The following is a 26,721-nucleotide window of genomic DNA, read 5'->3' as shown; positions in this document are numbered from 1 at the left end:
GAAAACCTACAGTAACTAAGATTTTCTTAGTTTTATTGATTTCTGTATACTAAGCAATCCTTAGTTTTTTGGTTCTGCATGAGTTGTAAATGAAACGTTCGACGAAAATCAGTGCGATTATGCACAAGTTATTGATTGAAAAAGGTATGGATGGTTTTTCGGTTATTGAACTACGCGACGCCTCTCTTTCTATAAGTGATCTTAGGAAGGAGCCTGATGAGGCAAGAAAAAGACTCTACAGACAGATCCTTCGTTTTGTGAGAAACGGTTGGCTTGCAAGTGAGGGGGAGGGACGAGATAAAAGATACTTTCAAACGGATCTGTTTCGCTCTCTTAATGTGAAGCCCAAAGTAGGACGAGAGAATGTAACCTCTCCAGTGAAACCCTCCCCAGATTACTCGGTATTGCGCCATGAGCGAAACCAGTACAAAGCTGAGTTAGAGATTGTTCTGGGTGAGATCGACGAATATCAATCACTCAATCGTCGTTTCCCTGAACTGGAACAGAAGCTCAACCCTATGTTGCAACAAGCGAGATATCGCTCTGCACACCTATTTGGCAAAGTGAACGTACTCACCAACGTGATTAACACCATCTCTTCGGATGTAGCCGAATGTTGAGAACATGGCAGCAAGAATGCTCTGAAAGAGCGATACAAGACTACAAGAACAGGCAGTACCACTTTTTTTGCCAAGCTACTCCAGGGGCAGGGAAAACGGTATTGGCAGCAACTATTGCTTCTAGGTTGTTGGAGGATGATATGGTTGACCTTGTTTTGTGTTTTTCACCGTCGTTAACGGTATCAGCTGGGATAAAAAGAACCTTTTCAGAAGCTCTCAATTGCACTTTTAATGGTGGTTTAGGTTCGATAGGACAGTCGCTTACCTATCAATCTATCCAATTCCTCAGCGGAGAGTTTTGGCTGACGCTACGTAATTACAGAGTATTTGTAGTGTTCGATGAGATACATCATTGCTCTGGTTCGGAGTATGAAAAAGCGAATGTTTGGGGGCAACAGATCCTTACCAAGATTCAGGGACTGGCTACCTACACCTTAGCGCTTTCTGGTACACCTTGGCGTTCAGATGCTTTACCGATAGTAATGGCGCAGTATAGCGACCCTGATGGGCAGATCTTGGTTGACTATCAATACACTCTCAAGCAGGCCGTTGCTGACCATGTTTGTAGAGCACCAAAAATTGTACTCGTCGACAATGAACACTTGTCGGTAACTAGTGATGGAAAAGCAGAGTCGTTCTCATCGATTCTTGAGATGCTGAAGCAAACTAAAGCTCCATATCAGAGCGTAATTCACAATCAAGAGGCAATGGAATACCTGCTTGGGCTTGGTTGTCGAAAGCTTGCCAAGATACGTACTCAAAATCAGAATGCAGGAGGACTAGTCGTTGCCTCTTCTGTTCAACACGCTCAAGAGATTAAAAGGATACTTTTGGAAAAGTATCAACAAACCGTTTCCATCGTGACCTATCGTCACGAGGAGCCCTTGGCTGAGATTGAACGCTACCGGAAGGATTGTACTCAGTGGATAGTCAGTGTTGGGATGATTAGTGAAGGTACTGATATTCCTAGGCTGCAAGTTTGTTGTCATATGAGCTCGGTTAAGACAGAGCTCTACTTTAGGCAAGTACTAGGACGGATTCTGCGAGTGAATCATGCCTCGAACCAGCAGGCTTGGTTATTCACTTTCGCAGAGCAGAGCTTGATAGATTTTGCCGAGCGGATAGAACAAGATATTCCAGAGTCTTGTATGTTTGTTAAAGCGAACACTCCCGAAATATTTACAGCAAATGATTCAGGGCGAAAGGTGGCTGCTAACGGCTGTAATTCCGAATCAGCAAGCAGCAATACAGAATTAAGATGGAATGGTGTCGCAGAGCGTGGTCGCACGGTAGCTGACTTCACGAGCCTTCCTGACGAGGTTCAGTTTGGTGGGTTCAAGCAGCGTATTATTTCAGCGTTTCAAACAGTCTAATGTTGGATAGCCTTCGCCCACTCTGGGGCAAGTTAGAATTTGATTTATTGACTCGCCTCAGTTCCAACTGTGTCAGAACTTTATCTATCAGGTATACTTTTGAATAATTGTTGTTTGTAGAGGTAAGCTAGCATGGACAAAACACTCTTGTCTGAAAATAGCGACATTCGAAAATTAGCACTTGAAGTTTTTGGAAGTGACTCGTTGGCTGAAGAATGGTTTCGAAAATCCATTCCCGCTCTTTCGGGATGCAAACCAAGCGACTTAGATCATGATCAGCTAACGCAGTTACTAAATAGCCTTAAATACGGCGATTTCAGTTAGAAAGTTGACCCACCTTTGAAGTTATTTTCGTAGATTAATCACTTCTGTCTAGATTCGAGCTAACTACGTCTGGCTAGCTCAGTTCTGCCCCGAAGCTTGTTACGCTTCTAAATACGTTACAGATAGTCAGCTAGTTTTTATATACAAAAAGTCATGCGTTGCAAAACGCAAGACTTGCCCCTGTTAGTTTGGGATTTAACCCGAAATGCTGCACGCAAGTTTAAGTGTACAACGGACAACAAGCATAAAATGTCTGTTGACCCGAACCAAAAATGGGCTGGTGATTACCTATCTTGCCACCAGCGAAGGCTGGTTATATTTGGCGTTCAATATTGATCTTTACTAACGTCAGGTGATCGGCGGGTCGATGGATACAAGAATGAATGCAACTCTGGTCTGCGATGTACTATCGATGGTTCTGTTCCATCGAGGATTTCCTGAGCAGGTTATTATTCATAGTGATCGAGGTTGCCAGTACTGTTCAAAAGACTATCAAGATCTCATAACTACTTATAATTTAGAACAAAGTATGAGTAAAAACGGAAATTGCTGGGATAATGCTTGTGTTGAGAGCGTCTCCCATTCAATGAAAGTTTAAGCGATCCGATATGAACCGTTCATGACGAGAGGTGAGATGCGCTAAACGATCTTTGAATAGATAGATGTTGATTATAATCGAACAAGAAAGCACAGAGCGTATTGAGCAGCACAACCAAATGCCGCACAAATGCACTCATTGTTGCAAGTAAACTTTCTTCACTATTCCTTATCCAGTATTACGCTACAAAGGCTGGGTGTTTGTTGATTGGAATACGATAAGAGGCTTGCTTACTGAGAAATAAAAATGTCCTCAGCTTTATGCCTAGACGAATATTAGTGTTGTTAAATGAGAAAAATCGAACAGATCCACTCCCGTGAGCAGAGCTTGCAGCTACAAAAAAAGAATAGGAAGATTGGCTCCTCCAAAGAGTTTAAGACTCGTATTGGAGAGTTTCTTTTTGGTAATCCCATTATCAAAGCTCCCCGAGAGATTGATCTCGTAGATGGAGATCGGAGCCAGATGGAGCTGTTCTTTACCATGCTACGTGAAACGTTGGCTGATAATCCGAAGTGTATATACCTGTCATTTGAATATACTACAGTCTTCAAAGCTATGCCGATGCTGGCAATATATTCAATCATTGATGATGCAAGAGAGGAGCTAGGGATCACAACAAAAATTAACGTGATGTGGTCCAAACGTAGTGGCGACGTAAACACAATTATCAGAATTAGTGGAAGATTTTTGCCAGCTTCTGAACGAGAACAGTTGGTTGAACGCTCTGATCACCTTCCTGTAATTATGGGAGACAATTCAAGAGCTATAGAGTTGAGCGAAAAGTTAGTCGACTACATTTTAGATAAGTATTTTCCTGAGGCTGATGCAGAAAAGGAACAACAAATTTCATCTGCGATTCAGGAGACGATTGATAACGTTGGGCGTCATGCATACCCCGATATAGAGGATCATACTCAAAAGCGTTGGTGGTTTGACTGCAACCGGATTCACGACAATCTTTATATCGTTATTTATGATAGAGGTATCGGCATACCTAGCTCATTGTCCAAGAACAATGCCGTATTCCTTGCTCGTATCAACGCATTATATAACGAAAAGTATGTCGATGCAGTGGGGGAAGAGGCAACCTTAGATGACTTAACAGGACTGGAACGTTTAAAGACTTGGTTTAGCAATAACTTGAATGATGGGCAGTTAATTCGAGCCGCCATGCATATTGATGTGACGTCTACCGACTTGGCTAAGCATGGTCAAGGTAGTAAAAGTATTAAGGGCCTCATTACTAATGATGAAAATAGTTATCTTCTAATGTTCAGTAATTTAGGTTTTTATTGTTATAGTAAAGACAGAGAAGATACAGAACGCAGTATCAGAAACTATAAGCACGCCATTCCAGGCACATTAATTCAATGGAGTATTTAAGGTGAGTAACAAGCCGATAAAAGTCATAGTAGACTTTCATAGCAAGCCTTATGGACGCTTTAAAACAGATGCTCCGGGCTGTGAATTTACTGCTGGCGAGGTGTTTCGAGACGCGCATCTTGCCCCAGCATTAAGGGAGTTCGACAAGGTAACGGTTGATTTAACGGGATACAATCGTTATGGGCGTTCATTCTTAGATGAGGCATTTGGCGGTCTAATTCGAGAAAGTGGATTCACCAAGGCAGAGTTGGATCAAAAGCTTGTCTATGTACATGATGACCTAGCCTCTGTTATAGCTATTATTGATGAGCGTATTGAGAAAGCAGAACAAGATCGCCTAACGAGGTAGCATGAGCAATATGATCTATGTAGTCAGTTGGCTACTTGCTGTTTTCATACACTTAAACACGCTTAAACGAACTGCTCTTACAAATACCAAAGATGCCATCATTGAAGAGATATATTCGCTATTAGAGATTAATAAGAGCGATGAAGAACCACTTGTTAAAGAAACAACGTTCTCACATAAGTTTGCTCGAATTGAAAGTAAAGTGAAAGAGTTTAACGGCATCTGCAAAAACAACCTGATTGAAACTAATCACGATGATTTTACCGAGCTGTTTACCTTTGATATCGATGGTGGTAATCAACAGATTCTGACAACTAAATGTTACGATGCCGTTGATTATGTGGATAGAGTCTTTCATCGCCACACGCAAAACCGATTCTCGTTCTTTTATATGGTCAGATACGAGTTAGCTGGCATAGTATCCACCTTGGTGAGTCTGTATCTTATTGTGAAATTTGTGTACTGGCTGTTTGGCGGTAACATCTAATCTAAGCCCTGCTAGTGTGTTTTTTTTACTGGATATTCACCTCAATGAGGGCTTTGTTCCTCGCTGCATAAAACCATACTTTTAACCCTGATCTACATCAGTGATGATGGACACTCGACTAAGCGACATACCTGTCGTTATCCATGATTTGCTAATTTACATAGCCACTGACTCATTTTTGTCCAAAACCTTCACATGCGTGTGACTTATTGATCTGCTTTTGCTAGCCCGAAGCTTGTTAAAGGTCACAGTTAATCATTCAAATCCCATACTTACTGATATACAAAAGTCACTACTCTAGTGATATGAATACAAAGACCTACCTACTAGCCCAAATACATCGAGCAAGACTAAGCGGTGACAAATGTTTAAGCGAGCTTCTTGGTATGATGAGCCAAGCTGTGATGCGAACCAGTCCCGCTGAAATCGATTGGCATTTAATGAACGACATGGTCGATGATGACATACTTTTAATCATTGTATTGACCGATACAGACTTATCGGTCAACTTTAACGAATTTGTACTGAGAGAATCGGTGAAGCATGTAATGGAGTTTGGTCGTGAATTACCATGTTAACACTATCTTTGTACTCACAACTCAATTCGACCTCTACATATTGATTATAATAGTTATTTTCAAACTCGAAAGTGCCTCGAAATGATTTAGGGGCGCTTTTATTAGTCCTACTTGAGTGGCTACTTACTCTAATTTTGGTAATGAATTTATACGCACTTGATCAACATGTATGGGTTGTGTGAACTCTAGTCATTTGACGCTAATTCAGTGCCGTAATCAGCTTTAACTTCAAAAACATTTAGAATGGCTGTGAAGCTGGTCGTTGTACTGTCACTCTCATATGAATATAGTTGGCTAAACACTAGCGTACAATAAGGGAAATAAATGTTAGATTTTAGTCAGCTAGGCGGCACGAACCCTGTTGATAGCTCTTTCAATCCACGAGAGATCTTTCAGGCTTTGCCCAAAGTTAGCGGAAAGTTTCAGTACCCACGTGATGTTCAAAGTCAAGTTTGGACGAAGTGGTATGACAGAAGGGATACTAACAACTTAGTGATCAAGATGAATACTGGCGGTGGTAAAACGTCAGTGGGCCTACTTGTGTTAAAAAGTTGTTTGAATGAAAAGAAAGGACCTGCGGTCTATGTCGTACCTGATAACTATCTTGTAGATCAAGTAGTATCGGAAGCCAAAGAACTTGGTATTGATACGACGAAAAATCCACATGACCCGAGATATCTATCAGGCAATAGTATACTTGTGATCAATATTCATAAACTTGTGAATGGTCGTTCTGTTTTTGGTGTTGATGATGAAGGCATTAAAGTGCCTATTGGAAGTATCATTATTGATGATGCTCATGCATGCTTAGATACTGTTGACCAGCAATTTACAATGGAGGTCCCCAGTACTTCTCCTTTATACAATGAACTACGTTCTACATTTGACAGCGTTCTGGAAAGGCAGAATTATGCTAAATATCATGAGATCTTAAGCGGTGACCCAAGTGCTTTCTTGCAAGTACCTTTCTGGAGCTGGCAAAAACAACAGGCAGTAGTTACACAATCACTTGTAAAATACAAAAATGAACGTGTCATCGAGTTTTCATACCCGCTACTTAAGAACCACCTCCAGTTAGCAAACTGCGTGTTTAGTGCAAATAAGGTCGAGATTTCTCCTCATTTTATCCCTATCTCTGTAATACCAGCATTGGGACAAGCAACACGTAAGATCTTTATGACTGCAACGCTTGCAGACGATAGTATTCTTTCTACTCATTTTGGAGTGAGACCTAATGAACTATCCAATCCGATAACTCCTGATAGTGCCGGAGATGTCGGTGACCGCATGATTTTACTACCTCAAGTTATTAACCCACAAATAACAGACGAAGATATACAACAACTATGCACAAGCGTGTCTAGAAAACACAATGTGGTAGTTATAGCCCCGTCTACATATCGCGCTAAACAATGGGAAGGTGTTGCTGATCTGACATTGAGTTCAAGCAATATTAGTGAAGGGGTTACTAGATTGAAAACTCAACACGTTGGCTTAGTAGTTCTAAATAACCGTTATGATGGCATTGACCTACCTCAAACGGCCTGTAGGCTCTTAGTTATAGACGGTTTACCTGATGCTAGAAATTTGATCGATAGAGTGAAGCAGTCTTCACTGATGTCTAGTAACTATGACAATGTTGAGAAGATTCAACGTATCGAGCAAGGTATGGGGCGTGGGGTTCGTTCAAGCGATGACTATTGTGTGGTTTTACTAACTGGCAAGGGACTGACAAGCACCATCTATACAGATAATGCTATCGAAAACTTCTCACCAGCAACTCGTGCACAGATGAACATATCGGAAAGTGTTGCTACACAGGTCGCCGATAAACCTGCTTCAGAGTTGGAAAAGTTAATGGACTACTGTTTACTTCAAGATGCGCAGTGGGTAGGGTTTAGTAAAGGGCAACTCGCTCAGTTGACTTATGAAGAACGAGCCGAAAGTAAACCAATTAAGCTTTCGCTTTATGATGCCTACTTATCAGCCATTCGTGGTGATGTTAATGGCGCATGTCGCATAATTGAAGCTACAGCGAATACTTGCGACGATAACGCTTTAAAAGGATACCTAAAGCAAGTATTAGCTGAATATACGAACATCGATGATGAAAGTCAGGCTCAGTTGATATTGCTTAATGCAAACACCTATAACCAAAGGCTTTTAAAGCCATTATCTGGACTTAGCTACACTAAAGTCAATGGTTTAACTCAAGAACAAGCAGAGCAGTGCTCAAGCTATTTAAGCGGTAAATTCTTGATAAGAAACAAAATGATTATTGCTGCAAATGCTGTTATCGACGACTTATATTTCAAACCTAAGTCAGCGAATAAGTTTGAAGCTGCAATGGATAACTTAGCCAAAATGTTAGGCTTCAATAGTCAACGCCCAGAACTTGCTTATAACAAAGGACCAGATAACCTTTGGTCTATCGGGAACCAGCAGTATTTGGTTATTGAGTGTAAAAATGAAGCTACCTCTGACACAATAAACAAAAGCTACTGTAATCAATTAAATGGTTCTTCCACATGGTTTGAAAACCAGTATGATTTTACGAGTCAGCATACACCGATTATGGTTCACCCTTCAGTGCAGTTTGAATACGCATCTTCACCTAAGCCGACTATCCGTATTGTCAATGACCAAAAGTTACAAGAACTTCGTGACAACGCTCTCAGCTTCTTTGAATCTATCTCTACTCATAATGAGATTAATAATGTTGATGCCATACGTGAAAAGTTGGCAACCTACAAGCTTCGAGGTCAGGATATAGTTGAACACTATACTGTACCTTTTAAAGGATAGTATCAATGATACCTAAGGGAGCGGAAGCTTCCTTAGGTGTACGGCAGTAGCAAAGTCACTAACTCAGAATTGTCCAAAAGCGCGTTACAAGTTGTCCTAAGTTGTTGTGATCACCAAGCGATTCTGTCGTACCTTAATTACCAAGCGATTTTGTCGTAACTTGGCTGAGTTGAGGTGTCTATTCCTGACGTTGAAATAGTACACCAAAAAAGTATGTGTACTATTTCTATGTATCGATATATCTGTGCTTGGGGATGTTTAGTATAATTTTTATACTTCTAATTGATGATCGGCATTTTCTGAGCGGTCCCCCAAGCTGGCTGCCCAGGTAACGATCTTAGTGACTTCTGGTCGCCTTTCGTGCCAGAGGTAGTCGTGCTCTTTTTTGAGCTTGTTATAGCCTTCTCGAGTGATTAACTTGGTTTTCAATGCTGCTCCCTATATCCAGCGGTTCAGAGTAACGAGCGCTTCATAGCGCGCTGATCGCTGCGGGTAAAATTCACCACGACGAAGCGTTGACTATACTGTGATTCGAAGATCGCGCCAATGATTGGCGATAAAAAGTGATGAGAAGATTGGGAGAGTGACGAGATAGGTGGTGAATTACACGGGCCCGAATCAAAGCACCCTGCTATATGAGAGTGCTTTGCTAACGGGAGATTACGATTACAGTTGAACACCGATATTGCTTACCGCCTGCTCTTTAAGCTCTAAACGTAACTCTTTGATCAATTCAATATCGCGATCCTCGCACTCACGCAATGGTCTGAAAATGGCCCACTGGATATCCCACTCTTCACACACCGCTTCGTTCTCTTTTTGGTTATCGTTGGTGATCTCGTCGGCGCCTTGTACCTGCTCTAATTGAGCGACAGTAGCAACGGATTGCTGACTGACTTTGAGCGATGAATCGAGCAAATAATCTCTGTCGAGCAAGCCATGCAAAACCGTCGATAGTGCCACGCATGCGTCAATCGCTGGGTACACACCATAAAAGTCGAAATCTTCAGAACTTGGGATCAATTCCTCTAACTTTTCGAGTTGCTTTTCAAAGTTCACTTTGGCCGTTTTAACGGTCAATATTTCCCAGATACTGTCTAAGATATCGCGATAAACACGCGCTTCAGCAAACTGTGTCGTCTCGCAGAACATGGCGTAGTTGGGATACATACGCTCACACATGCAGGCCATAAAAGTGATATGCTGCCATGGTTCAAACTTTTCGATTCGAACCTGAAGAGGATTGTTTAACATGGTCGCTCTGCCGTTGTTGAGTTAGTCAGCGGAAGTGTACCTTATACTCGAACAACTTCAAGTGATATGGATACTCATCAATGACTGGATTCAAAGTTGCACTGCATACTGAAAATAACGCGCTCTACCAAAAACTGCTCATGCAGCAGAATTTGCCAGACCTGCAGATCTGTGAAGACGCGAGCCAGGCAACGATTGTATTAGCGGCGCCACCGCTTCTTGCACCCAATCTCAGCCATTATCCGAATGTGGAATGGGTTCAATCGACGTATGCAGGTATCGACGCGCTCACCGCAGATGAGCTGAACAAAAACTACCAACTCACTAACGTAAAGGGCATTTTTGGCCAACAAATCGCCGAGTATGTGCTTGGGTATAGCATTGCCCATTATCGTCATTTTTCACTCTACCGCGAGCAACAAACGAATCGAGATTGGCAGCCACACCGCTATCAATCACTGTCCTCGAAAACCATGGTGATATTTGGTACTGGCTCGATTGGGCAACATCTGGCAAAAAGTGCCAAGGCACTGAATATTCGCGCTATTGGTGTCAATCGAACGGGCATCCCAGCCAAGGCCTGTGAGTTTACCGATGTGTTCCACATCAATGAGGCAGCACGCGCGGTTAAACAGGCCGATATCATCGTCAACACGCTGCCCAATACCGCTCAAACGGCAAACCTATTCGACGCGGCGCTTTTTTCTAACTGCCAAGGCGCTCTTTTCTTTAACGTCGGCCGTGGGCAGAGCGTTGACAGCGCTGCGCTGCTAGCGGCTCTAGAAGCTGGTCAGTTAGAGCATGCCTTTCTTGATGTCTTTATTAATGAGCCCATTTCTCAAGAATGCCCTTATTGGCATCACCCACAAGTCACGGTAACGCCTCACGTCGCGGCCATTAGTTTTCCAGAGCAAGTGATCGAGATATTTGTTGAGAATTACCTTCGATGGCGCGACGGATTTCAACTGCAAAACCGCATTGATTTTGACAGAGGGTATTAAACTAGACCCTAGAATCCAGAACCAAAGGCTGTTGTTTCCAATGCTCTCACAACTAGGGTCTATCGATAGGTTTCTGAGCTTTTGGGCTACCATGATCTCAAAGCTCTTTTAACGCGGATATTGCTCAAACATCTTGCCCACTTGATCCATGATAAACGCATCTCTATCGTCGGAATCCATGGTTTCGGTGAGTTGCCGTTGTGAAATGGAACGCCAAACGACTTCGTTGCTTTTGGCTTCAATCAACTCGACATTGAGTTTACCGAATTTCTTTTCTTTAAAGCGCTCTGGGGTCCTCGCACTGACACCGTACCCTCCTCGGCCAGAAGTACTGGTACCAATACCAAATCCCACCGTTAGACCGTCTGAACGCAGCTCAGAGCCTTCTAAAATAGAATATCGAACCAGTAGGTCACTATTGCTATCGACCTTTTTAAAACCCTTCCCTGCCATTTGATAGTCGACGGCACGCTTAATTCGAGCACCATCTAGGCTCACGGGCACATTCGGATCTTCTTGATATTGATAGCTATTAAAGCGCGAAAAGTTCACGCTGGCGTCATAGTCGGTGGCGACATCCGCAGCGCAACCTGCCACTAGCGAACTAAAAGCCAAAAGTAGTAACGAAAGACGCACTGCCATAGACCGCTCCTCACGCATTCTAGTTACCTACCTTTTAGTGTAGTTGAGACTTTATTGATCACTAGAGCGGGACATTTTCTTGGCCATAAAAAAAGGTCAACACCCAAGGTGTTGACCTTTTTCATTGATTACGGATTACTTATGGTACGGCTTAGACAGCTCGTGCACAGCATCAACGAATACGCCAGCATTTTCTGGTGGCACATCCAAATGAATACCATGACCTAAGTTGAAAACGTGGCCAGTACCACCATCGCCAAAACCTTCTAGAATCGTGGCGACTTCCTCACGAATGCGCTCTGGCTGAGCATACAGAATCGAAGGATCCATATTGCCTTGCAGCGCAACTTTATCACCAACACGCTTTTTAGCGTCTGCAATGTTAATAGTCCAATCCAGACCGAGTGCATCACAACCTGTTGCAGCGATCTGCTCAAGCCACATGCCACCGTTTTTAGTAAACAGAGTCACAGGGACACGACGACCATCGTTTTCACGAATGAGGCCATCGACAATCTTGTGCATGTATTGCAGTGAGAACAGGTTGTAGTCGCGTGGTGTTAGTACACCGCCCCATGTATCAAATACCATGACCGATTGAGCACCGGCTTTGATCTGCGCATTAAGGTACTCGATAACGCTGTCTGCAAGTTTATCTAGCAGTAGGTGCAGGGTTTGTGGCTCGGCATACATCATTTTTTTGATTTTGGTAAACGCCTTCGAGCTTCCGCCTTCAACCATGTAAGTCGCGAGTGTCCAAGGGCTTCCCGAGAAACCAATCAGCGGCACTTCACCTTGTAAGTCTTTACGGATTTGACGCACCGCATTCATGACGTATTGCAGTTCACCTTCTGGATCTGGCAAACCGATTTTGTCGACGTCAGCCTTGCAAGTGATAGGGCGTTCAAATTTAGGACCTTCACCGGTTTCGAAGTAAAGACCCAGTCCCATAGCATCTGGAATCGTCAGGATATCAGAAAATAGAATAGCGGCATCAAGAGGAAAACGACGAAGAGGTTGAAGGGTGACTTCAGAAGCAAGCTCTGCGTTTTTACACAAAGACATAAAATCGCCAGCAACTGCGCGTGTTTCTCGATACTCTGGAAGGTATCGACCTGCTTGGCGCATCATCCATACTGGTGTGTGGTCTACAGGCTCTTTTAATAGTGCTCTTAGATAGCGATCGTTCTTCAGTTCCGTCATTCATTTTTCTCCAATTCGAAAGACGCTATTCTAGCGTTAATCATTGATGCTGTGCAGTATTAGCCAACATTTCTTTTACCAAAATTTGAAAGCGATACACATTAAAGTGGCTACCATTCCGTAAAACGGTCACTTTGCAAGCGAGATCATATTATTAGCCATCCAATTAATGGTGAATTTGCAACCACACCTAAGGAATGTTAAAAGTTTGTTTGCTAGCGAAAATTACAATAATACTCTGAGCCTCATACTCAGAATCTCATAACGACATCTTACTTACCCCCTCCGCTTGCGGAGGGTTTTTTTTGCCTTAAATCAATCCGTTTCCTGAGTGACGCCAATCGTCTCTTCGATGAGTTGACGTGCGATGGTTCCAACAGGTGCAACGAGCGGTAAACGTTCAAAATCAAACCACTGAGCATCTTTGAGTTCACTATAATCAGGCTTAAGCTCACCAGCGTGATAATCGGCTAAAAATGCCATCATCATACTCGACGGAAACGCCCACGGCTGACTGCCAAAATAACGGATATTCGTCACCGTCACCCCAGTCTCTTCTTTCACTTCTCGAGCGACACACTCTTCTAATGTTTCGCCCACCTCAAGAAAGCCAGCGATAACGGTGTACATACCACCTGCATGACGATTGTGCTGCGCCAGTAGTATTTGCTGTTGCTTACGAACAGCGACGATAATGCATGGAAAGATCCGTGGATAATGTAGCGTACGACAATCCTGACACTGCATCGCCAATTGATTGTGATTGAGATGGTTTCGACCACCACACTGAGGACAAAAACGCATACTCTGCGTCATGTGGCCGTACTGAATGGCTTTTGAGATAAGATGGAATAATTCCTGGGGAAAATGCAGCAATTCCCGTAGCGACGTCCACTCCCGCTCACCGTCAAGATCCGCATCGTTGAGCCACATCACTGGAATGCCCTGATACCGGCCAACCTCGATGGCCTGCTCAACATCCAATGAATGTTCTATCGCACTGCCTTTGGGCAGCATATCTTGCTCTAGCCAGACTTCGCTACCAGACACTACACACCAATATGCCTCACGAATGGGTTGATTACTTTTTTTTAACATATGGCGTCCTCGCCGCTTGCAGTTCAACCATTTTACTGGCAATCTAAATTCATACCAGCGAGAAAATGCGATTTTCGATGTTGGTGAATAAAATTAAAAACAATTCGTTTGTCGCTAAAAATGAGACTGCAGCCTTGCGGTCCCGATCATGAGGACATGGTCATGCTAAATAGATTCAAACAAGTACAAGATCAATGGGGTGGTTCCAGTGAAGTCATTGACCATTGGCTAGAAACCAGACAAGCTCTGATAGTAGAGTACTGTCACCTCGCTGCGCTACAACCCACGTCTACTCCCTCAAATGTCTGTGAACTTCCATCCACGAAAGAGGTCACCTCATTTTGTGATCACCTTGTTGATTACATTTCCGAAGGTCATTTTAAGATCTATGAAATGGTCATGGATAAATGGAAAGCGACTGGCTTTAAGACCAATAATGAAATAGACAGCACTTACGCCAAAATTGTCATGACGACCGAACCTCTGCTTGAATTCAACGACAAGTACGTAAAAGTTAAAGTCGATGATGACTTACCTCATTTTGAACAAGATATGTCTAAAGCGGGTGAAATATTGGAGTTTCGTTTTGAGGTAGAAGATCAGCTTATTCAACTTATTGCTGACAGCTTAGCGATGCCACCAGGAGCATAAATTCAGGTTTACTGGGGGGTACTCTGTTACTCATTCCTAGGAAAGGGAGACTAGACACGCTCCTAGGAACTAGGAATTATTCTTCTTCTGAAAATACAGACACAAAAAAGGCGCCTTTAGGCGCCTTTTTTCTTACTCTTTACGATTACTCGTCAGAAGAGAAACCTGCGTTTAGTAGCGCAGCTAGGTTATCTGTCGCTTGTTCTGCAGATGGACCTTCTTGCTCTTCACGCTTCGCTTGGCGATCTTGGTGATAAGCAAAACCAGTACCCGCTGGGATCAGACGACCCACGATAACGTTCTCTTTCAGACCACGAAGGTCATCACGCTTACCAGATACCGCAGCCTCTGTTAGTACGCGCGTCGTTTCTTGGAACGATGCCGCAGAGATAAACGATTCTGTTGCTAGAGACGCCTTAGTGATACCTAGTAGGTCACGTTCGAAGCGAACCAGTTCTTTACCTTCAGCTTCTAGAGCACGGTTAGCAATCTTAACTTGAGAGTACTCAACTTGCTCACCTGGTAGGAACTCAGAGTCACCTGCATGAGTGATCGTACACTTACGTAGCATTTGACGAACGATAGTCTCGATGTGCTTATCGTTAATCTTTACACCCTGTAGACGGTATACTTCTTGAACTTCGTTCGCGATGTATTGCGTTACAGCGTGGATACCACGTAAACGTAGAATGTCATGCGGAGTTTCTGGACCGTCAGCGATAACATCACCACGTTCGATCTTCTCACCTTCAAACACGTTCAACTGACGGTGCTTAGGAATCATTTCTTCGTAAGCTTCGCCACTTTCACGAGTGATGATCAGACGACGTTTACCTTTCGTTTCTTTACCAAACGACACAGTACCTGTGTGCTCAGCAAGGATCGCAGGCTCTTTAGGCTTACGAGCTTCGAATAGGTCAGCTACGCGTGGTAGACCACCGGTGATATCTTTGTTTCCGCCAGATTTCTGAGGGATACGAGATAGAGTGTCACCAACGCCAACTTCAGCGCCATCTTCGATGTTTACAATCGCTTTACCAGGAAGGAAGTAATGCGCTGGCATGTCAGTACCAGGGATCATTACATCTTTACCTGCCGCATCAACAAGTTTGATAGCTGGACGCATATCTTTACCTGCTGCTGGGCGAGCGGCTGCTTCTGTTACTTCGCTCGAAGATAGACCCGTTAGGTCATCCGTCTGACGAGAAACAGTCACACCGTCAATCATGTCTACGAACTGGATGCGACCTGCCACTTCAGTGATGATTGGCATGGTGTGCGCTTCCCAGTTAGCCACAACATCACCAGCTTGCACTGCTTCGTTGTCGCCTTTGCTCAGCATAGAACCGTAAGGAAGTTTGTGCTTCTCTTTGGTACGGCCAAACTCATCAATAATCGTCATCTCAGATGCACGAGAAGTGATAACCAGTTTCTTATCTTTGTTGATAACAAACTTAGCGTTATGAAGTTTAACGGTACCCGTTGTCTTCGCTTGGATGCTGTTTTCTGCTGCTGCTGTCGATGCTGCACCACCGATGTGGAACGTACGCATCGTTAGCTGTGTACCCGGCTCACCGATAGACTGAGCAGCGATAACGCCAACTGCTTCACCTTGGTTCACTAGGTGACCACGTGCTAGGTCACGACCGTAACACTGTGCACAACAACCAAAGTCTGCATCACAGGTAACGACTGAGCGCACTTTCATGCTATCTACAGAGTTATCTTCCATGATCTGACACCACTTCTCATCAATCAGAGTATTACGTGGGATCAGAACATCGTCAGTACCTGGCTTAAGAACATCTTCAGCGACTACACGACCAAGAGCCAACTCAGAAAGTGCAACTTTAACGTCACCACCTTCGATATGAGGCATCATGTCAACACCTTCGTGGGTGCCACAGTCATGTTCGTGTACTACAACGTCTTGAGCAACGTCTACTAGACGACGAGTTAGGTAACCCGAGTTTGCTGTTTTCAGTGCTGTATCCGCAAGACCCTTACGAGCACCGTGCGTTGAGATAAAGTACTGAAGGACGTTTAGACCTTCTTTAAAGTTCGCGGTGATTGGCGTCTCGATGATTGAACCATCTGGACGTGCCATCAGACCACGCATACCAGCAAGCTGACGAATCTGGGCTGCAGAACCACGAGCGCCCGAGTCAGCCATCATGTAGATGCTGTTAAACGACTCTTGTTGCTCTTCTTCACCGTCACGGTTTACTACCGTTTCAGATGAAAGGTTGTCCATCATCGCTTTTGCTACGCGATCGTTGGTCGATGCCCAAATATCGATCACTTTGTTGTAGCGCTCACCCGCAGTTACAAGACCAGATTGGAACTGTTCTTGAATTTCGCGAACTTCTTCTTCAGCTGATTCGATTTCGTCGTACTTCGCTTGAGGTACAACCATGTCGTCGATACCAACCGATACACCAGATAGTGCCGCGTATGCGAAACCAGCGTACATGATTTGGTCAGCGAAGATTACTGTGTCTTTCAGACCCAGCTTACGGTAAGCCTCGTTCAGTAGGTTAGAGATTTGCTTCTTACCTAGCTTTTGGTTTACCAAGCTGTATGGAAGACCTTTTGGTACGATTTGCCACAACATTGCACGACCAACGGTAGTATCTACCATATCAGTGCTTGTTGTGCTGTTACCATCTTCGTCAACCACGGTCTCAGTGATACGTACTTTCACGCGAGCGTGAAGCTCTGCACTCTTAGTACGGTATGCCTTCTCAGCCTCTTCAGGGCCAGCAAGGTACATACCTTCACCTTTCACGTTGATCTTATCACGCGTCATGTAGTAAAGACCCAATACAACGTCCTGAGAAGGTACGATGATCGGATCACCTGATGCTGGAGACAGAATGTTATTCGTCGACATCATCAGTGTACGTGCTTCAAGCTGTGCTTCTAGAGTTAGAGGCACGTGAACCGCCATTTGGTCACCATCGAAGTCGGCGTTATAGGCCGCACACACTAGTGGGTGAAGCTGAATCGCTTTACCTTCGATTAGTACTGGTTCAAACGCCTGGATACCAAGACGGTGAAGTGTTGGTGCACGGTTAAGCAGTACTGGGTGTTCGCGGATAACTTCGTCTAGGATATCCCAAACGATCGCTTCTTCGCGCTCTACCATTTTCTTAGCGGCTTTGATTGTCGTCGCCATGCCACGAGTTTCTAGCTTGCTGTAGATGAATGGTTTAAATAGCTCTAGTGCCATCTTCTTAGGAAGACCACACTGGTGTAGACGAAGCGTTGGACCAACTGTGATTACAGAACGGCCAGAGTAGTCTACACGTTTACCTAGAAGGTTCTGACGGAAACGACCTTGTTTACCCTTGATCATATCAGCAAGAGATTTCAGAGGACGTTTGTTCGAACCTGTGATCGCACGACCACGACGACCGTTATCTAGTAGCGCATCAACAGACTCTTGCAGCATACGCTTTTCGTTACGTACGATGATGTCCGGAGCTGCTAGCTCTAGAAGACGCTTCAAACGGTTGTTACGGTTGATCACACGACGGTATAGGTCGTTCAGATCTGAAGTCGCAAAACGACCGCCATCTAGTGGTACTAGAGGACGTAGATCTGGTGGCAGAACCGGAAGAACAGTCAAGATCATCCATTCAGGGTTGTTACCCGATTGAATGAAGGCTTCAACTAGCTTCAGGCGCTTAGTGATTTTCTTACGCTTAGTTTCAGAGTTTGTCGTCTCTAGCTCTTCGCGCATTTGTTCAGCTTCAGCGTGCATGTCCATAGAGCAAAGCAGATCTTTGATCGCTTCCGCACCCATCTTCGCTGTGAACTCATCACCCCACTCTTCTAGACGATCCAAATACTCTTCTTCAGTAAGCATTTGAGATTTTTCTAGATCGGTCATACCCGGTTCAGTTACGACGTACATTTCAAAGTAAAGTACGCGTTCGATATCACGTAGCGGGATATCCATCAACAAACCGATACGAGACGGTAGTGATTTAAGGAACCAGATGTGAGCAACAGGTGATGCAAGCTCGATGTGGCCCATACGGTCACGACGAACTTTAGTCTGGGTTACTTCAACGCCACACTTCTCACAGATAACACCACGGTGTTTCAGACGCTTGTATTTGCCACAAAGACATTCGTAGTCTTTAACTGGACCAAAAATACGCGCACAGAACAAGCCATCGCGTTCAGGTTTGAACGTACGATAGTTGATCGTTTCAGGTTTTTTAACTTCACCAAAAGACCATGAACGAATCATGTCTGGTGAAGATAGACCGATTTTGATTGCATCAAATTCTTCGGTCTTATGCTGTGCTTTTAGAAAGTTTAATAAGTCTTTCACAATCAGCTCCTGTAAGGAGTTAAAAGGAGCCCGCTCTTAAACTATAGAGCGAGCACCTTTCTACCAAATAATCCGAAAGGATTACTCTTCGTCTTCTAGCTCGATGTTGATACCTAGCGAGCGGATCTCTTTCAACAATACGTTGAACGATTCTGGCATGCCAGGTTCCATGCTGTGGTTACCATCAACGATGTTCTTATACATCTTGGTACGGCCGTTAACGTCATCCGACTTAACCGTTAGCATTTCTTGTAGCGTGTAAGCAGCACCGTATGCTTCTAGTGCCCATACTTCCATCTCACCGAAACGCTGACCACCGAACTGAGCTTTACCACCAAGTGGTTGCTGAGTTACTAGGCTGTACGAACCAGTCGAACGAGCGTGCATCTTGTCATCAACAAGGTGGTTCAGTTTCAGCATGTACATGTAACCAACAGTTACAGGACGCTCAAACGCATCACCTGTGCGACCATCAAACAACGTTAGCTGACCAGATTCTGGCAAGTCACCAAGCTTCAACAGTTCTTTAATGGAGCCTTCAGTTGCACCATCAAATACTGGCGTTGCAATTGGTAGACCACCACGCAAGTTGCCAACCAAGGTACGAACTTGATCATCAGACAGTTCAGCAATGTCTACTTTCTGGCGAGTATCGCCAAGATCGTAAACTTTTTGCAGGAATTCGCGGAATTTCGCCAACTCTTGCTGCTCTTTCACCATCTGGTTGATCTTGTCACCGATACCTTTCGCTGCCAGACCTAAGTGAACCTCAAGGATCTGACCGATGTTCATACGAGACGGTACACCCAGTGGGTTTAGTACGATGTCGACAGGTTGACCCTTCTCATCGTATGGCATGTCTTCAACAGGGTTGATCTTAGAGATTACACCCTTGTTACCGTGACGACCGGCCATCTTATCACCAGGCTGGATACGACGTTTAACCGCTAGGTAAACTTTAACGATCTTAAGAACGCCAGGCGCTAGATCATCACCTTGAGTGATCTTACGACGCTTAGTTTCAAACTTCTTATCGAAGTCTGCTTTTAGCTCGTCGTATTGCTCTGCTAGTTGCTCAAGTTGAGACTGCAGTGCATCGTCTTCTAGCGTTAGCTCTAACCATCTCTTACGATCAGTTGTATCAAGCTTAGCTTCTGAGTAACCACCTTGAAGAAGTACAGCGCGAACACGGTTTAGAAGGCCACCCTCAAGAATCTGGAATTCTTCAGTTAGGTCTTTCTTCGCTTCTTTCAGCTGCATCTGCTCAATTTCAAGAGCACGTTTGTCTTTCTCTACGCCATCGCGAGTGAAGACTTGAACGTCAATGATGGTACCAGAAACAGAGTTCGGTACACGTAGTGACGTATCTTTAACATCAGATGCTTTTTCACCGAAGATTGCACGTAGTAGCTTCTCTTCAGGCGTTAGTTGAGTTTCACCTTTAGGGGTTACTTTACCAACCAGGATGTCGCCACCCTTAACTTCAGCACCAATGTAAACGATACCTGACTCGTCCAGTTTAGACAGAGCAGATTCACCTACGTTTGGAATATCCGCCGTGATCTCTTCAGAACCCAGCTTAGTATCACGTGCCACACAAGATAGTTCTTGAATGTGAATAGTCGTGAAGCGGTCTTCTTGAACTACGCGCTCAGATACTAAGATCGAGTCTTCGAAGTTATAACCGTTCCAAGGCATGAACGCGATACGCATGTTTTGACCAAGCGCTAGCTCACCAAGGTCTGTAGAAGGACCATCAGCAAGAACGTCTCCACGTGCTACTGGTTCACCAGGTAGTACAGTTGGGCGCTGGTTAATACAAGTGTTCTGGTTCGAACGTGTGTACTTAGTTAAGTTGTAGATGTCGATACCAGCTTCGCCAGGAATCAGCTCATCTTCGTTAACTTTGATTACGATACGAGATGCGTCTACAGACTGCACCATACCGCCACGTTTCGCTACTGCTGTTACACCAGAGTCAACCGCAACATTGCGCTCAATACCAGTACCAACTAGAGGCTTGTCAGCTCTCAGAGTTGGAACAGCTTGACGTTGCATGTTCGCACCCATCAATGCACGGTTCGCATCATCGTGTTCTAGGAACGGGATAAGCGAAGCAGCGATAGATACTACTTGGTTGGTTGCAACGTCCATGTAGTTAACATGGTCACGTGGGTGAAGACCAGATTCACCTTTTTGACGAGCAGTGATTAGCTCTTCTTCGAAGCCGCCTTCAGTTGTTAACGCAGCGTTAGCCTGTGCGATAACAAATTGGCCTTCTTCGATTGCAGATAGGTAATCAACTTCGTCAGTTACTACACCATCAACAACGCGACGGTATGGTGTTTCTAGGAAACCATACTCGTTACAACGCGCAAACGCTGACAATGAGTTAATCAAACCGATGTTTGGACCTTCAGGCGTTTCGATCGGACATAGACGACCGTAGTGAGTTACGTGAACGTCACGTACTTCAAAGCCTGCGCGTTCACGAGTTAGACCGCCTGGACCCAATGCAGAAATACGACGTTTGTGCGTCACTTCTGATAGTGGGTTGTTTTGGTCCATAAACTGTGAAAGCTGTGAAGAGCCAAAGAATTCTTTAACAGCAGCAGAAATAGGTTTCGCGTTGATAAGATCTTGAGGCATGATTGCATCAAGGTCACCAAGGCTAAGACGCTCTTTAACCGCACGTTCTACACGTACTAAACCAACACGGAATTGGTTTTCAGCCATCTCACCTACGCTACGGATACGACGGTTACCAAGGTGGTCGATATCATCGACTTCACCGATACCGTTACGGATCGCGATAAGCTTCTTCATCACTTCGATGATGTCTGTTTCATCAAGTGTGCCTTGCTCTAGAGCGTCTTCACGACCGATAGAGCTGTTAAACTTCATACGACCAACAGTCGATAGGTCATAACGCTCTTCAGAGAAGAATAGGCTTTCGAATAGTGCTTCTGCAGCTTCTTTCGTTGGTGGCTCACCAGGGCGCATCATGCGGTAGATTTCTACCAATGCAGAGATGCGATCAACTGTACTGTCAACACGTAATGTGTCTGACATAAACGGACCATGGTCTAGGTCGTTTGTGAACAGTACTTCAAGCTGCTTATGGCCAGCTTGAGATAGGTTCGCCAAGGCTTCAAGGCTAATCTCTTGGTTTGCACCAACAATGATCTCGCCCGTTGCTTCGTTGATGTAATCTTTCGATGCAACTTTGCCTACGATGTACTCAACAGGTACTTCGATAAACTCAACGCCATCTTTTTCAAGCTGACGGATGTGACGTGCCGTAACACGACGACCTGTCTCGACGTAAGTTTTACCATTCGCTTCGATATCGAACGACGCAGTTTCACCACGTAGACGCTCTGGCAGCAACTCCATTAGCAGAGTTTGGTCTTTCACTTCGAAGTTAATCTTCTCGAAGAATAGATCTAGGATCTCTTCAGAAGTTTTACCTAGTGCACGAAGAATGATCGATGCTGGTAGTTTACGACGACGGTCGATACGTACGTACAGGTTATCCTTAGGATCAAACTCGAAATCGAGCCATGAACCACGGTAAGGAATAACACGTGCGTTATAAAGAACTTTACCTGATGAGTGGGTCTTACCCTTATCGCTGTCGAAGAACACGCCTGGGCTTCGGTGCAGCTGGGATACGATAACCCTCTCAGTACCATTGATTACAAAGGTACCATTGTCTGTCATAAGCGGAATCTCGCCCATGTAGACTTCTTGTTCTTTAATGTCTTTTACAGTACCTGCCGGTGCGTCTCTATCAAAAATAACTAGGCGCAGTTTTACGCGTAGTGGTTTTGAATAAGTAACGCCGCGAATTTGACATTCTTTAACATCAAAAACTGGCTCGCCAAGACGATAGCTAACGTATTGCAGCTCAGAGTTGCCATTGTAGCTCTGAATCGGAAATACAGAACGAAAAGCCGCTTCGAGTCCGTATTGTCCTTCAGGATCCTGTTCGATAAATTTGTCGAACGAATCGAGCTGGATCGATAGCAGGTATGGAATGTCCAAAACTTGTGGACGAGTACCAAAGTCCTTACGGATGCGCTTTTTCTCGGTATAAGAGTAAACCATGGGGTTCCTCAGCTCGCTGATAAGTGACCCAAACTGTCCGCCCAACCTAGTTACTTAAGGCGGGTAAAGGGACAGTGACTAACAACTGTTTACTGTAGAACGCCAAACCTTGGAAGGAATCGACGCTTTTTGCATGGATAGAGGTGCTTAAACAGCGGGAAAATTCACCTGTACCCTACAGCGCAAAAAGGCCGGTGGTCAATAAACCACCAGCCATTAGCCTTTCGGCTAAGAAATTAAGTAATAATTACTTAATTTCAACAGAAGCACCAGCTTCTTCTAGCTGAGCTTTAAGAGCTTCAGCTTCAGCTTTGTCAACACCTTCTTTAAGTGCTGCAGGAGCTGAGTCTACAAGACCTTTAGCTTCTTTAAGGCCTAGACCTGTTGCGCCACGTACTGCTTTGATAACAGAAACTTTGTTACCGCCAGCAGCAGTTAGGATTACGTCGAATTCAGTTTGCTCAGCAGCAGCTTCGCCAGCTGCAGCGCCACCAGCTACAACAGCAGCTGCAGCAGATACGCCGAATTTCTCTTCCATAGCTTCGATAAGCTCAACAACTTGCATTACAGACATTTCTGCAACTGCGTCTAGGATTTGCTCGTTAGTAATAGACATAACAATTCTCTTTTAAGTCAACAATAAGTTTAAATAGCAACCAGTGAAAAGCAAGGCTTAAGCCGCAGCTTCTTCTTTTTGGTCGCGTAGTGCAGCGATAGTACGTACCAGCTTGCCTGCAGAAGCTTCTTTCATGCACATCATTAGGCGTGCAATTGCTTCGTCGTAAGTTGGTAGTGTCGCTAGTACATCAGCATCAGTAACTGCGCCTTCAAATGCAGCAGCTTTGATCTCGAAATCTTTATTCTCTTTAGCGAAGTCTTTGAAAAGACGCGCTGCAGCACCTGGGTGCTCATTAGAGAATGCAAGTAGAGTAGGACCAGTGAAAGTGTCAGTTAGACACTCGTACTCAGTACCTTCTACTGCACGGCGTGCAAGAGTGTTACGAACAACTCTCATGTAAACACCCGCTTCACGCGCCTGTTTACGTAGAGAAGTCATCGCGCCCACTTCAACGCCACGAGAATCAGCTACAACTGCAGAAAGTGCACCACTGGCTGCTTCGTTGACTTCAGCAACAATTGCTTTTTTGTCTTGAAGGTTTAAAGCCATCTGGGATTTACTCCTGGTTGTTTTTACACCACCCGAAATCTACACGATTTTGGGAGTTCATACGGTGCTTTTTCCAGAAGAAAGATAATCAATAAAGTTTAGCTTTCTTTCAGTCTGGCACCATCTACGTAGGTAGTATTAAGTTCTTTACAGAACGCCTACGGTCTTGGATGGAGGCTAAATTCACTAAGGAGTTTCAGCCTCAACCACAAATTTGATAGGCGCAAAATTATACACAAATTTCACGCCCATGCAAGCTATTAAGCTTGAGTGTCTAATGTAGTTTGATCTACAGAAACACCAGCACCCATAGTAGTAGAGATGCTTACTTTCTTCAGGAAAGTACCTTTCGCTGAAGACGGCTTCGCTTTCTTAAGCGCAACTAGTAGAGCTTCTAGGTTCTCTTGTAGTTGGTTCGCTTCGAAATTCACTTTACCGATAGTAGTGTGAATGATGCCGTTTTTGTCGTTACGGTAACGAACCTGACCAGCTTTAGCGTTCTTAACCGCTTCAGCAACGTTAGGAGTTACAGTACCAACTTTCGGGTTTGGCATAAGGCCGCGTGGACCTAGGATAGTACCTAGTTGACCAACAACGCGCATTGCATCTGGAGAAGCAACCACTACGTCGAAGTTCATTTCGCCCTTCTTCACTTGCTCAGCAAGATCTTCCATACCTACGATGTCTGCGCCAGCTTCTTTAGCTGCTTCAGCGTTTGCACCTTGAGTGAACACTGCAACGCGGATTTCGCGGCCAGTACCGTGAGGTAGTACAGTTGCACCACGTACGTTCTGGTCAGATTTACGAGCATCGATGCCTAGGTTAACAGCAACGTCTACAGACTCAACGAATTTAGCCGTTGCTAGTTCTTTAAGAAGAGCTACAGCTTCGTTGATGTCGTATTCTTTAGTTACTTCAACTTTGTCGCGGATTACGCGCATACGCTTAGTAAGTTTTGCCATGATCTTAACCCTCTACCACTAGGCCCATTGAACGAGCAGTACCCGCAATAGAACGCTTCATTGCTTCAATGTCAGCACCAGTCATATCAGCAGCTTTAGTTTCTGCGATTTCTTGGATTTGAGCGTCAGTCACAGTACCCACTTTTTCAGTGTTTGGACGACCAGAACCAGACTTAACGCCAGCCGCTTTCTTAAGAAGAACAGCAGCAGGTGGAGTCTTAGTTACGAATGTGAATGAACGGTCGTTGTATACAGTAATAACTACTGGAGTAGGTAGACCTTTCTCAACAGATTCTGTTTTTGCGTTGAACGCTTTACAGAATTCCATGATGTTCACGCCGTGTTGACCTAGAGCAGGACCAACCGGTGGACTTGGGTTTGCCATACCAGCTGCAACTTGCAACTTGATATAAGCTTCAACTTTCTTAGCCATGATATTTCCTAATTTTGGGTTCAAACGCTATCCGTGTGGAGAGCTCCCCGTGTTTTGAAAAAACTTTTTACAGTAATACCTGTAAAAAGGCGCGAAATTATAAGCATAATTCGCGCCATTAACAACCCTAAAAAGGTGTTTTTTTAATCAAGTTTTTCGACTTGACCAAATTCGAGCTCAACCGGTGTTGCACGACCAAAGATCGATACAGACACTTTAACGCGGCTCTTGTCATAATCCACTTCTTCAACGGTACCGTTAAAGTCAGCAAATGGACCATCATTAACACGTACCACTTCACCTGCTTCAAACATCGTCTTAGGACGAGGAGCTTCACTTGCTTTCTCAAGACGATTGAGAATTGCATCCGCTTCTTTGTCTGTAATAGGTGCAGGACGATCTGAGGTACCACCAATGAAGCCCATGACACGCGGCACACTGCGTACTAGGTGCCATGATTCATCGTTCATAATCATTTGAACAAGAACGTAACCTGGGAAGAACTTGCGTTCACTCTTACGGCGTTGGCCTGCGCGCATCTCTACAACTTCTTCTGTAGGAACAAGAACTTCACCGAAGTACTCTTCCATAGCGTGCATTTTGATGTGCTCGCGAAGTGATTGTGAGACACGGCCTTCAAAACCTGAAAAGGCTTGAACTACATACCAGCGTTTTTTTGGAGCTTCACTCATGAATTAAAACCCTCTATATCCCGGTTACGAAAGCAATAAGACGAACCATAATGCCGTCAATGCCCCATAACGCGAGCGCCATAACAATACATACTGCAAGTACAATAAATGAAGTTTGCATGGTTTCTTGACGTGTAGGCCAAACAACTTTGCGTACTTCTACTCGAGATTCACGAGCGAACGTAATTGCAGCTTTACCTTTCATTGTAGTCGCTGCAACACCAAGTGCAGAAGCGATAAGTACAACAACACCTGCAGCGCGGATCACTACAGAAAGTTCACCGTACAGGTAATTCCCCACAACAGCAGCGGCTAACAGAGCAAAAGCGATAATCCACTTAAATGTATCTGCTGCACTAGAGCTATCAGGAGTTTCAGCATTTGCTTTCATAAAACCAACCTGTGAAAGTCTTAATAAGACGACAACAACCCCGCTGCTGCAGGGCTAATTCCTAAATGATGGCAAATTGCAGTCATGCCAACATAAACCAACGAAAGCCAAGTGATCGGCCCTCTAAAACTCTTTTTTACAATTTCATCAATCAAAAATTGATGAAGTTTGCACCACATTAAAGTGTAGTGCAGAAAAAGGGCATCAAATGATGCCCTTTTTACTAGTGGTTCGTCAAATCTTAATCAAAGATT

22 protein-coding genes and 2 pseudogenes are annotated in these 26,721 nt (G+C 44.4%); 11 read left to right on the top strand and 13 right to left on the bottom strand.

The window, feature by feature from the left end:
• Positions 1–89 precede the first annotated feature (89 nt).
• The 9 genes and pseudogenes from LNL84_RS18345 to LNL84_RS18305 all read left to right on the top strand — a co-directional run bounded on the left by LNL84_RS18345 (position 90) and on the right by LNL84_RS18305 (position 8,517).
• Complete coding sequence (locus tag LNL84_RS18345) at positions 90–620, top strand: hypothetical protein (protein ID WP_244359189.1); 531 nt, start codon at positions 90–92, stop codon at positions 618–620.
• On the top strand, positions 614–1,993 hold the full coding sequence (locus tag LNL84_RS18340; RefSeq protein ID WP_244359188.1) for a DEAD/DEAH box helicase: 1,380 nt from the start codon (positions 614–616) through the stop codon (positions 1,991–1,993). Before LNL84_RS18345 ends, LNL84_RS18340 begins: the two co-directional genes overlap by 7 nt.
• Positions 1,994–2,125: 132 nt before the next feature.
• The gene (locus LNL84_RS18335; protein WP_244359187.1) at positions 2,126–2,317 is read left to right on the top strand and encodes an antitoxin Xre/MbcA/ParS toxin-binding domain-containing protein; all 192 of its coding nucleotides are present in this window, start codon (positions 2,126–2,128) and stop codon (positions 2,315–2,317) included.
• Positions 2,318–2,509: 192 nt separating this feature from the next.
• Positions 2,510–2,957, top strand: a pseudogene (locus tag LNL84_RS18330) (IS3 family transposase); the annotation flags it as partial.
• A 246-nt stretch (positions 2,958–3,203) separates the two neighbouring features.
• A complete protein-coding gene (locus LNL84_RS18325; RefSeq protein WP_244359186.1) occupies positions 3,204–4,298 on the top strand; it encodes a hypothetical protein in 1,095 nt (364 codons plus the stop codon).
• A gap of 1 nt (position 4,299) precedes the next feature.
• Positions 4,300–4,647, top strand: coding sequence for an STAS-like domain-containing protein (locus LNL84_RS18320; protein WP_244359185.1), 348 nt, complete (start codon positions 4,300–4,302; stop codon positions 4,645–4,647).
• A 1-nt stretch (position 4,648) separates the two neighbouring features.
• The gene (locus LNL84_RS18315) at positions 4,649–5,134 is read left to right on the top strand and encodes a hypothetical protein (RefSeq protein WP_244359184.1); all 486 of its coding nucleotides are present in this window, start codon (positions 4,649–4,651) and stop codon (positions 5,132–5,134) included.
• Between the two features lie 386 nt (positions 5,135–5,520).
• Positions 5,521–5,712: a hypothetical protein gene (locus tag LNL84_RS18310; protein ID WP_244359183.1), complete on the top strand. Its 192-nt coding sequence runs from the start codon at positions 5,521–5,523 to the stop codon at positions 5,710–5,712.
• A 324-nt stretch (positions 5,713–6,036) separates the two neighbouring features.
• Positions 6,037–8,517 carry a DEAD/DEAH box helicase family protein gene (locus LNL84_RS18305; protein WP_244359182.1) on the top strand — a complete coding sequence of 827 codons (2,481 nt, stop codon included), beginning with the start codon at positions 6,037–6,039 and terminating at the stop codon, positions 8,515–8,517.
• Positions 8,518–8,802: 285 nt separating this feature from the next.
• Here LNL84_RS18305 and LNL84_RS18300 read toward each other — a convergent pair.
• Positions 8,803–8,946, bottom strand: a pseudogene (locus LNL84_RS18300) (transcription elongation factor GreB); the annotation flags it as partial.
• A gap of 237 nt (positions 8,947–9,183) precedes the next feature.
• A complete protein-coding gene (locus LNL84_RS18295; RefSeq protein WP_244359180.1) occupies positions 9,184–9,771 on the bottom strand; it encodes a YjaG family protein in 588 nt (195 codons plus the stop codon).
• A gap of 80 nt (positions 9,772–9,851) precedes the next feature.
• Here LNL84_RS18295 and LNL84_RS18290 point away from each other — a divergent pair, with 80 nt between their 5' ends.
• Positions 9,852–10,772 (top strand): D-2-hydroxyacid dehydrogenase, encoded by a 921-nt coding sequence (locus tag LNL84_RS18290; RefSeq protein WP_244359178.1) that lies wholly within the window; start codon positions 9,852–9,854, stop codon positions 10,770–10,772.
• A gap of 108 nt (positions 10,773–10,880) precedes the next feature.
• Here LNL84_RS18290 and LNL84_RS18285 read toward each other — a convergent pair whose 3' ends face one another.
• From LNL84_RS18285 to nudC, 3 genes are all read right to left on the bottom strand, one after another.
• Entirely contained in the window at positions 10,881–11,414 is a 534-nt protein-coding gene (locus tag LNL84_RS18285; protein ID WP_244359176.1) for a DUF4136 domain-containing protein, read from the bottom strand.
• 135 nt (positions 11,415–11,549) lie between these two features.
• Complete coding sequence (gene hemE / locus LNL84_RS18280; RefSeq protein WP_244359174.1) at positions 11,550–12,617, bottom strand: uroporphyrinogen decarboxylase; 1,068 nt, start codon at positions 12,615–12,617, stop codon at positions 11,550–11,552.
• A gap of 315 nt (positions 12,618–12,932) precedes the next feature.
• The gene (nudC, locus tag LNL84_RS18275) at positions 12,933–13,715 is read right to left on the bottom strand and encodes an NAD(+) diphosphatase (RefSeq protein ID WP_244359172.1); all 783 of its coding nucleotides are present in this window, start codon (positions 13,713–13,715) and stop codon (positions 12,933–12,935) included.
• A gap of 156 nt (positions 13,716–13,871) precedes the next feature.
• On the opposite strand from nudC, the gene rsd reads away from it, so the two are divergent.
• Positions 13,872–14,366 (top strand): sigma D regulator, encoded by a 495-nt coding sequence (gene rsd, locus LNL84_RS18270; RefSeq protein ID WP_244359200.1) that lies wholly within the window; start codon positions 13,872–13,874, stop codon positions 14,364–14,366.
• Between the two features lie 145 nt (positions 14,367–14,511).
• Here rsd and rpoC read toward each other — a convergent pair whose 3' ends face one another.
• The 8 genes from rpoC to secE all read right to left on the bottom strand — a co-directional run bounded on the left by rpoC (position 14,512) and on the right by secE (position 26,467).
• On the bottom strand, positions 14,512–18,711 hold the full coding sequence (gene rpoC, locus LNL84_RS18265) for a DNA-directed RNA polymerase subunit beta' (protein ID WP_244359170.1): 4,200 nt from the start codon (positions 18,709–18,711) through the stop codon (positions 14,512–14,514).
• An 81-nt stretch (positions 18,712–18,792) separates the two neighbouring features.
• Positions 18,793–22,821 (bottom strand): DNA-directed RNA polymerase subunit beta, encoded by a 4,029-nt coding sequence (gene rpoB / locus LNL84_RS18260; protein WP_244359168.1) that lies wholly within the window; start codon positions 22,819–22,821, stop codon positions 18,793–18,795.
• Between the two features lie 247 nt (positions 22,822–23,068).
• Complete coding sequence (gene rplL, locus LNL84_RS18255; protein ID WP_244359166.1) at positions 23,069–23,437, bottom strand: 50S ribosomal protein L7/L12; 369 nt, start codon at positions 23,435–23,437, stop codon at positions 23,069–23,071.
• A 57-nt stretch (positions 23,438–23,494) separates the two neighbouring features.
• A complete protein-coding gene (gene rplJ / locus LNL84_RS18250) occupies positions 23,495–23,989 on the bottom strand; it encodes a 50S ribosomal protein L10 (protein WP_244359164.1) in 495 nt (164 codons plus the stop codon).
• A gap of 260 nt (positions 23,990–24,249) precedes the next feature.
• A complete protein-coding gene (rplA, locus tag LNL84_RS18245; protein ID WP_244359162.1) occupies positions 24,250–24,951 on the bottom strand; it encodes a 50S ribosomal protein L1 in 702 nt (233 codons plus the stop codon).
• A 4-nt stretch (positions 24,952–24,955) separates the two neighbouring features.
• A complete protein-coding gene (gene rplK / locus LNL84_RS18240) occupies positions 24,956–25,384 on the bottom strand; it encodes a 50S ribosomal protein L11 (RefSeq protein WP_026084318.1) in 429 nt (142 codons plus the stop codon).
• Between the two features lie 143 nt (positions 25,385–25,527).
• Complete coding sequence (nusG, locus tag LNL84_RS18235) at positions 25,528–26,076, bottom strand: transcription termination/antitermination protein NusG (RefSeq protein ID WP_244359160.1); 549 nt, start codon at positions 26,074–26,076, stop codon at positions 25,528–25,530.
• Between the two features lie 13 nt (positions 26,077–26,089).
• Positions 26,090–26,467, bottom strand: coding sequence for a preprotein translocase subunit SecE (gene secE, locus LNL84_RS18230; protein ID WP_244359158.1), 378 nt, complete (start codon positions 26,465–26,467; stop codon positions 26,090–26,092).
• Between the last annotated feature and the right edge of the window lie 254 nt (positions 26,468–26,721).

This window comes from Vibrio gelatinilyticus, from assembly GCF_022836845.1.
Taxonomy (GTDB): Bacteria; Pseudomonadota; Gammaproteobacteria; order Enterobacterales; family Vibrionaceae; genus Vibrio; species Vibrio gelatinilyticus.
This window is presented reverse-complemented; position numbering and strand designations above follow the sequence as displayed.

Bases quoted from the DNA above. Each gene is read 5' to 3' on its own strand.
- LNL84_RS18345 (WP_244359189.1), top strand. From the start codon at position 90: ATGAAACGTTCGACGAAAATCAGTGCGATTATGCACAAGTTATTGATT.
- LNL84_RS18340 (WP_244359188.1), top strand. From the start codon at position 614: ATGTTGAGAACATGGCAGCAAGAATGCTCTGAAAGAGCGATACAAGAC.
- LNL84_RS18335 (WP_244359187.1), top strand. From the start codon at position 2,126: ATGGACAAAACACTCTTGTCTGAAAATAGCGACATTCGAAAATTAGCA.
- LNL84_RS18325 (WP_244359186.1), top strand. From the start codon at position 3,204: ATGAGAAAAATCGAACAGATCCACTCCCGTGAGCAGAGCTTGCAGCTA.
- LNL84_RS18315 (WP_244359184.1), top strand. From the start codon at position 4,649: ATGAGCAATATGATCTATGTAGTCAGTTGGCTACTTGCTGTTTTCATA.
- LNL84_RS18310 (WP_244359183.1), top strand. From the start codon at position 5,521: ATGATGAGCCAAGCTGTGATGCGAACCAGTCCCGCTGAAATCGATTGG.
- LNL84_RS18305 (WP_244359182.1), top strand. From the start codon at position 6,037: ATGTTAGATTTTAGTCAGCTAGGCGGCACGAACCCTGTTGATAGCTCT.
- LNL84_RS18295 (WP_244359180.1), bottom strand. From the start codon at position 9,771: ATGTTAAACAATCCTCTTCAGGTTCGAATCGAAAAGTTTGAACCATGG.
- LNL84_RS18290 (WP_244359178.1), top strand. From the start codon at position 9,852: ATGACTGGATTCAAAGTTGCACTGCATACTGAAAATAACGCGCTCTAC.
- LNL84_RS18285 (WP_244359176.1), bottom strand. From the start codon at position 11,414: ATGGCAGTGCGTCTTTCGTTACTACTTTTGGCTTTTAGTTCGCTAGTG.
- hemE (WP_244359174.1), bottom strand. From the start codon at position 12,617: ATGACGGAACTGAAGAACGATCGCTATCTAAGAGCACTATTAAAAGAG.
- nudC (WP_244359172.1), bottom strand. From the start codon at position 13,715: ATGTTAAAAAAAAGTAATCAACCCATTCGTGAGGCATATTGGTGTGTA.
- rsd (WP_244359200.1), top strand. From the start codon at position 13,872: ATGGTCATGCTAAATAGATTCAAACAAGTACAAGATCAATGGGGTGGT.
- rpoB (WP_244359168.1), bottom strand. From the start codon at position 22,821: ATGGTTTACTCTTATACCGAGAAAAAGCGCATCCGTAAGGACTTTGGT.
- rplL (WP_244359166.1), bottom strand. From the start codon at position 23,437: ATGTCTATTACTAACGAGCAAATCCTAGACGCAGTTGCAGAAATGTCT.
- rplJ (WP_244359164.1), bottom strand. From the start codon at position 23,989: ATGGCTTTAAACCTTCAAGACAAAAAAGCAATTGTTGCTGAAGTCAAC.
- rplA (WP_244359162.1), bottom strand. From the start codon at position 24,951: ATGGCAAAACTTACTAAGCGTATGCGCGTAATCCGCGACAAAGTTGAA.
- rplK (WP_026084318.1), bottom strand. From the start codon at position 25,384: ATGGCTAAGAAAGTTGAAGCTTATATCAAGTTGCAAGTTGCAGCTGGT.
- nusG (WP_244359160.1), bottom strand. From the start codon at position 26,076: ATGAGTGAAGCTCCAAAAAAACGCTGGTATGTAGTTCAAGCCTTTTCA.
- secE (WP_244359158.1), bottom strand. From the start codon at position 26,467: ATGAAAGCAAATGCTGAAACTCCTGATAGCTCTAGTGCAGCAGATACA.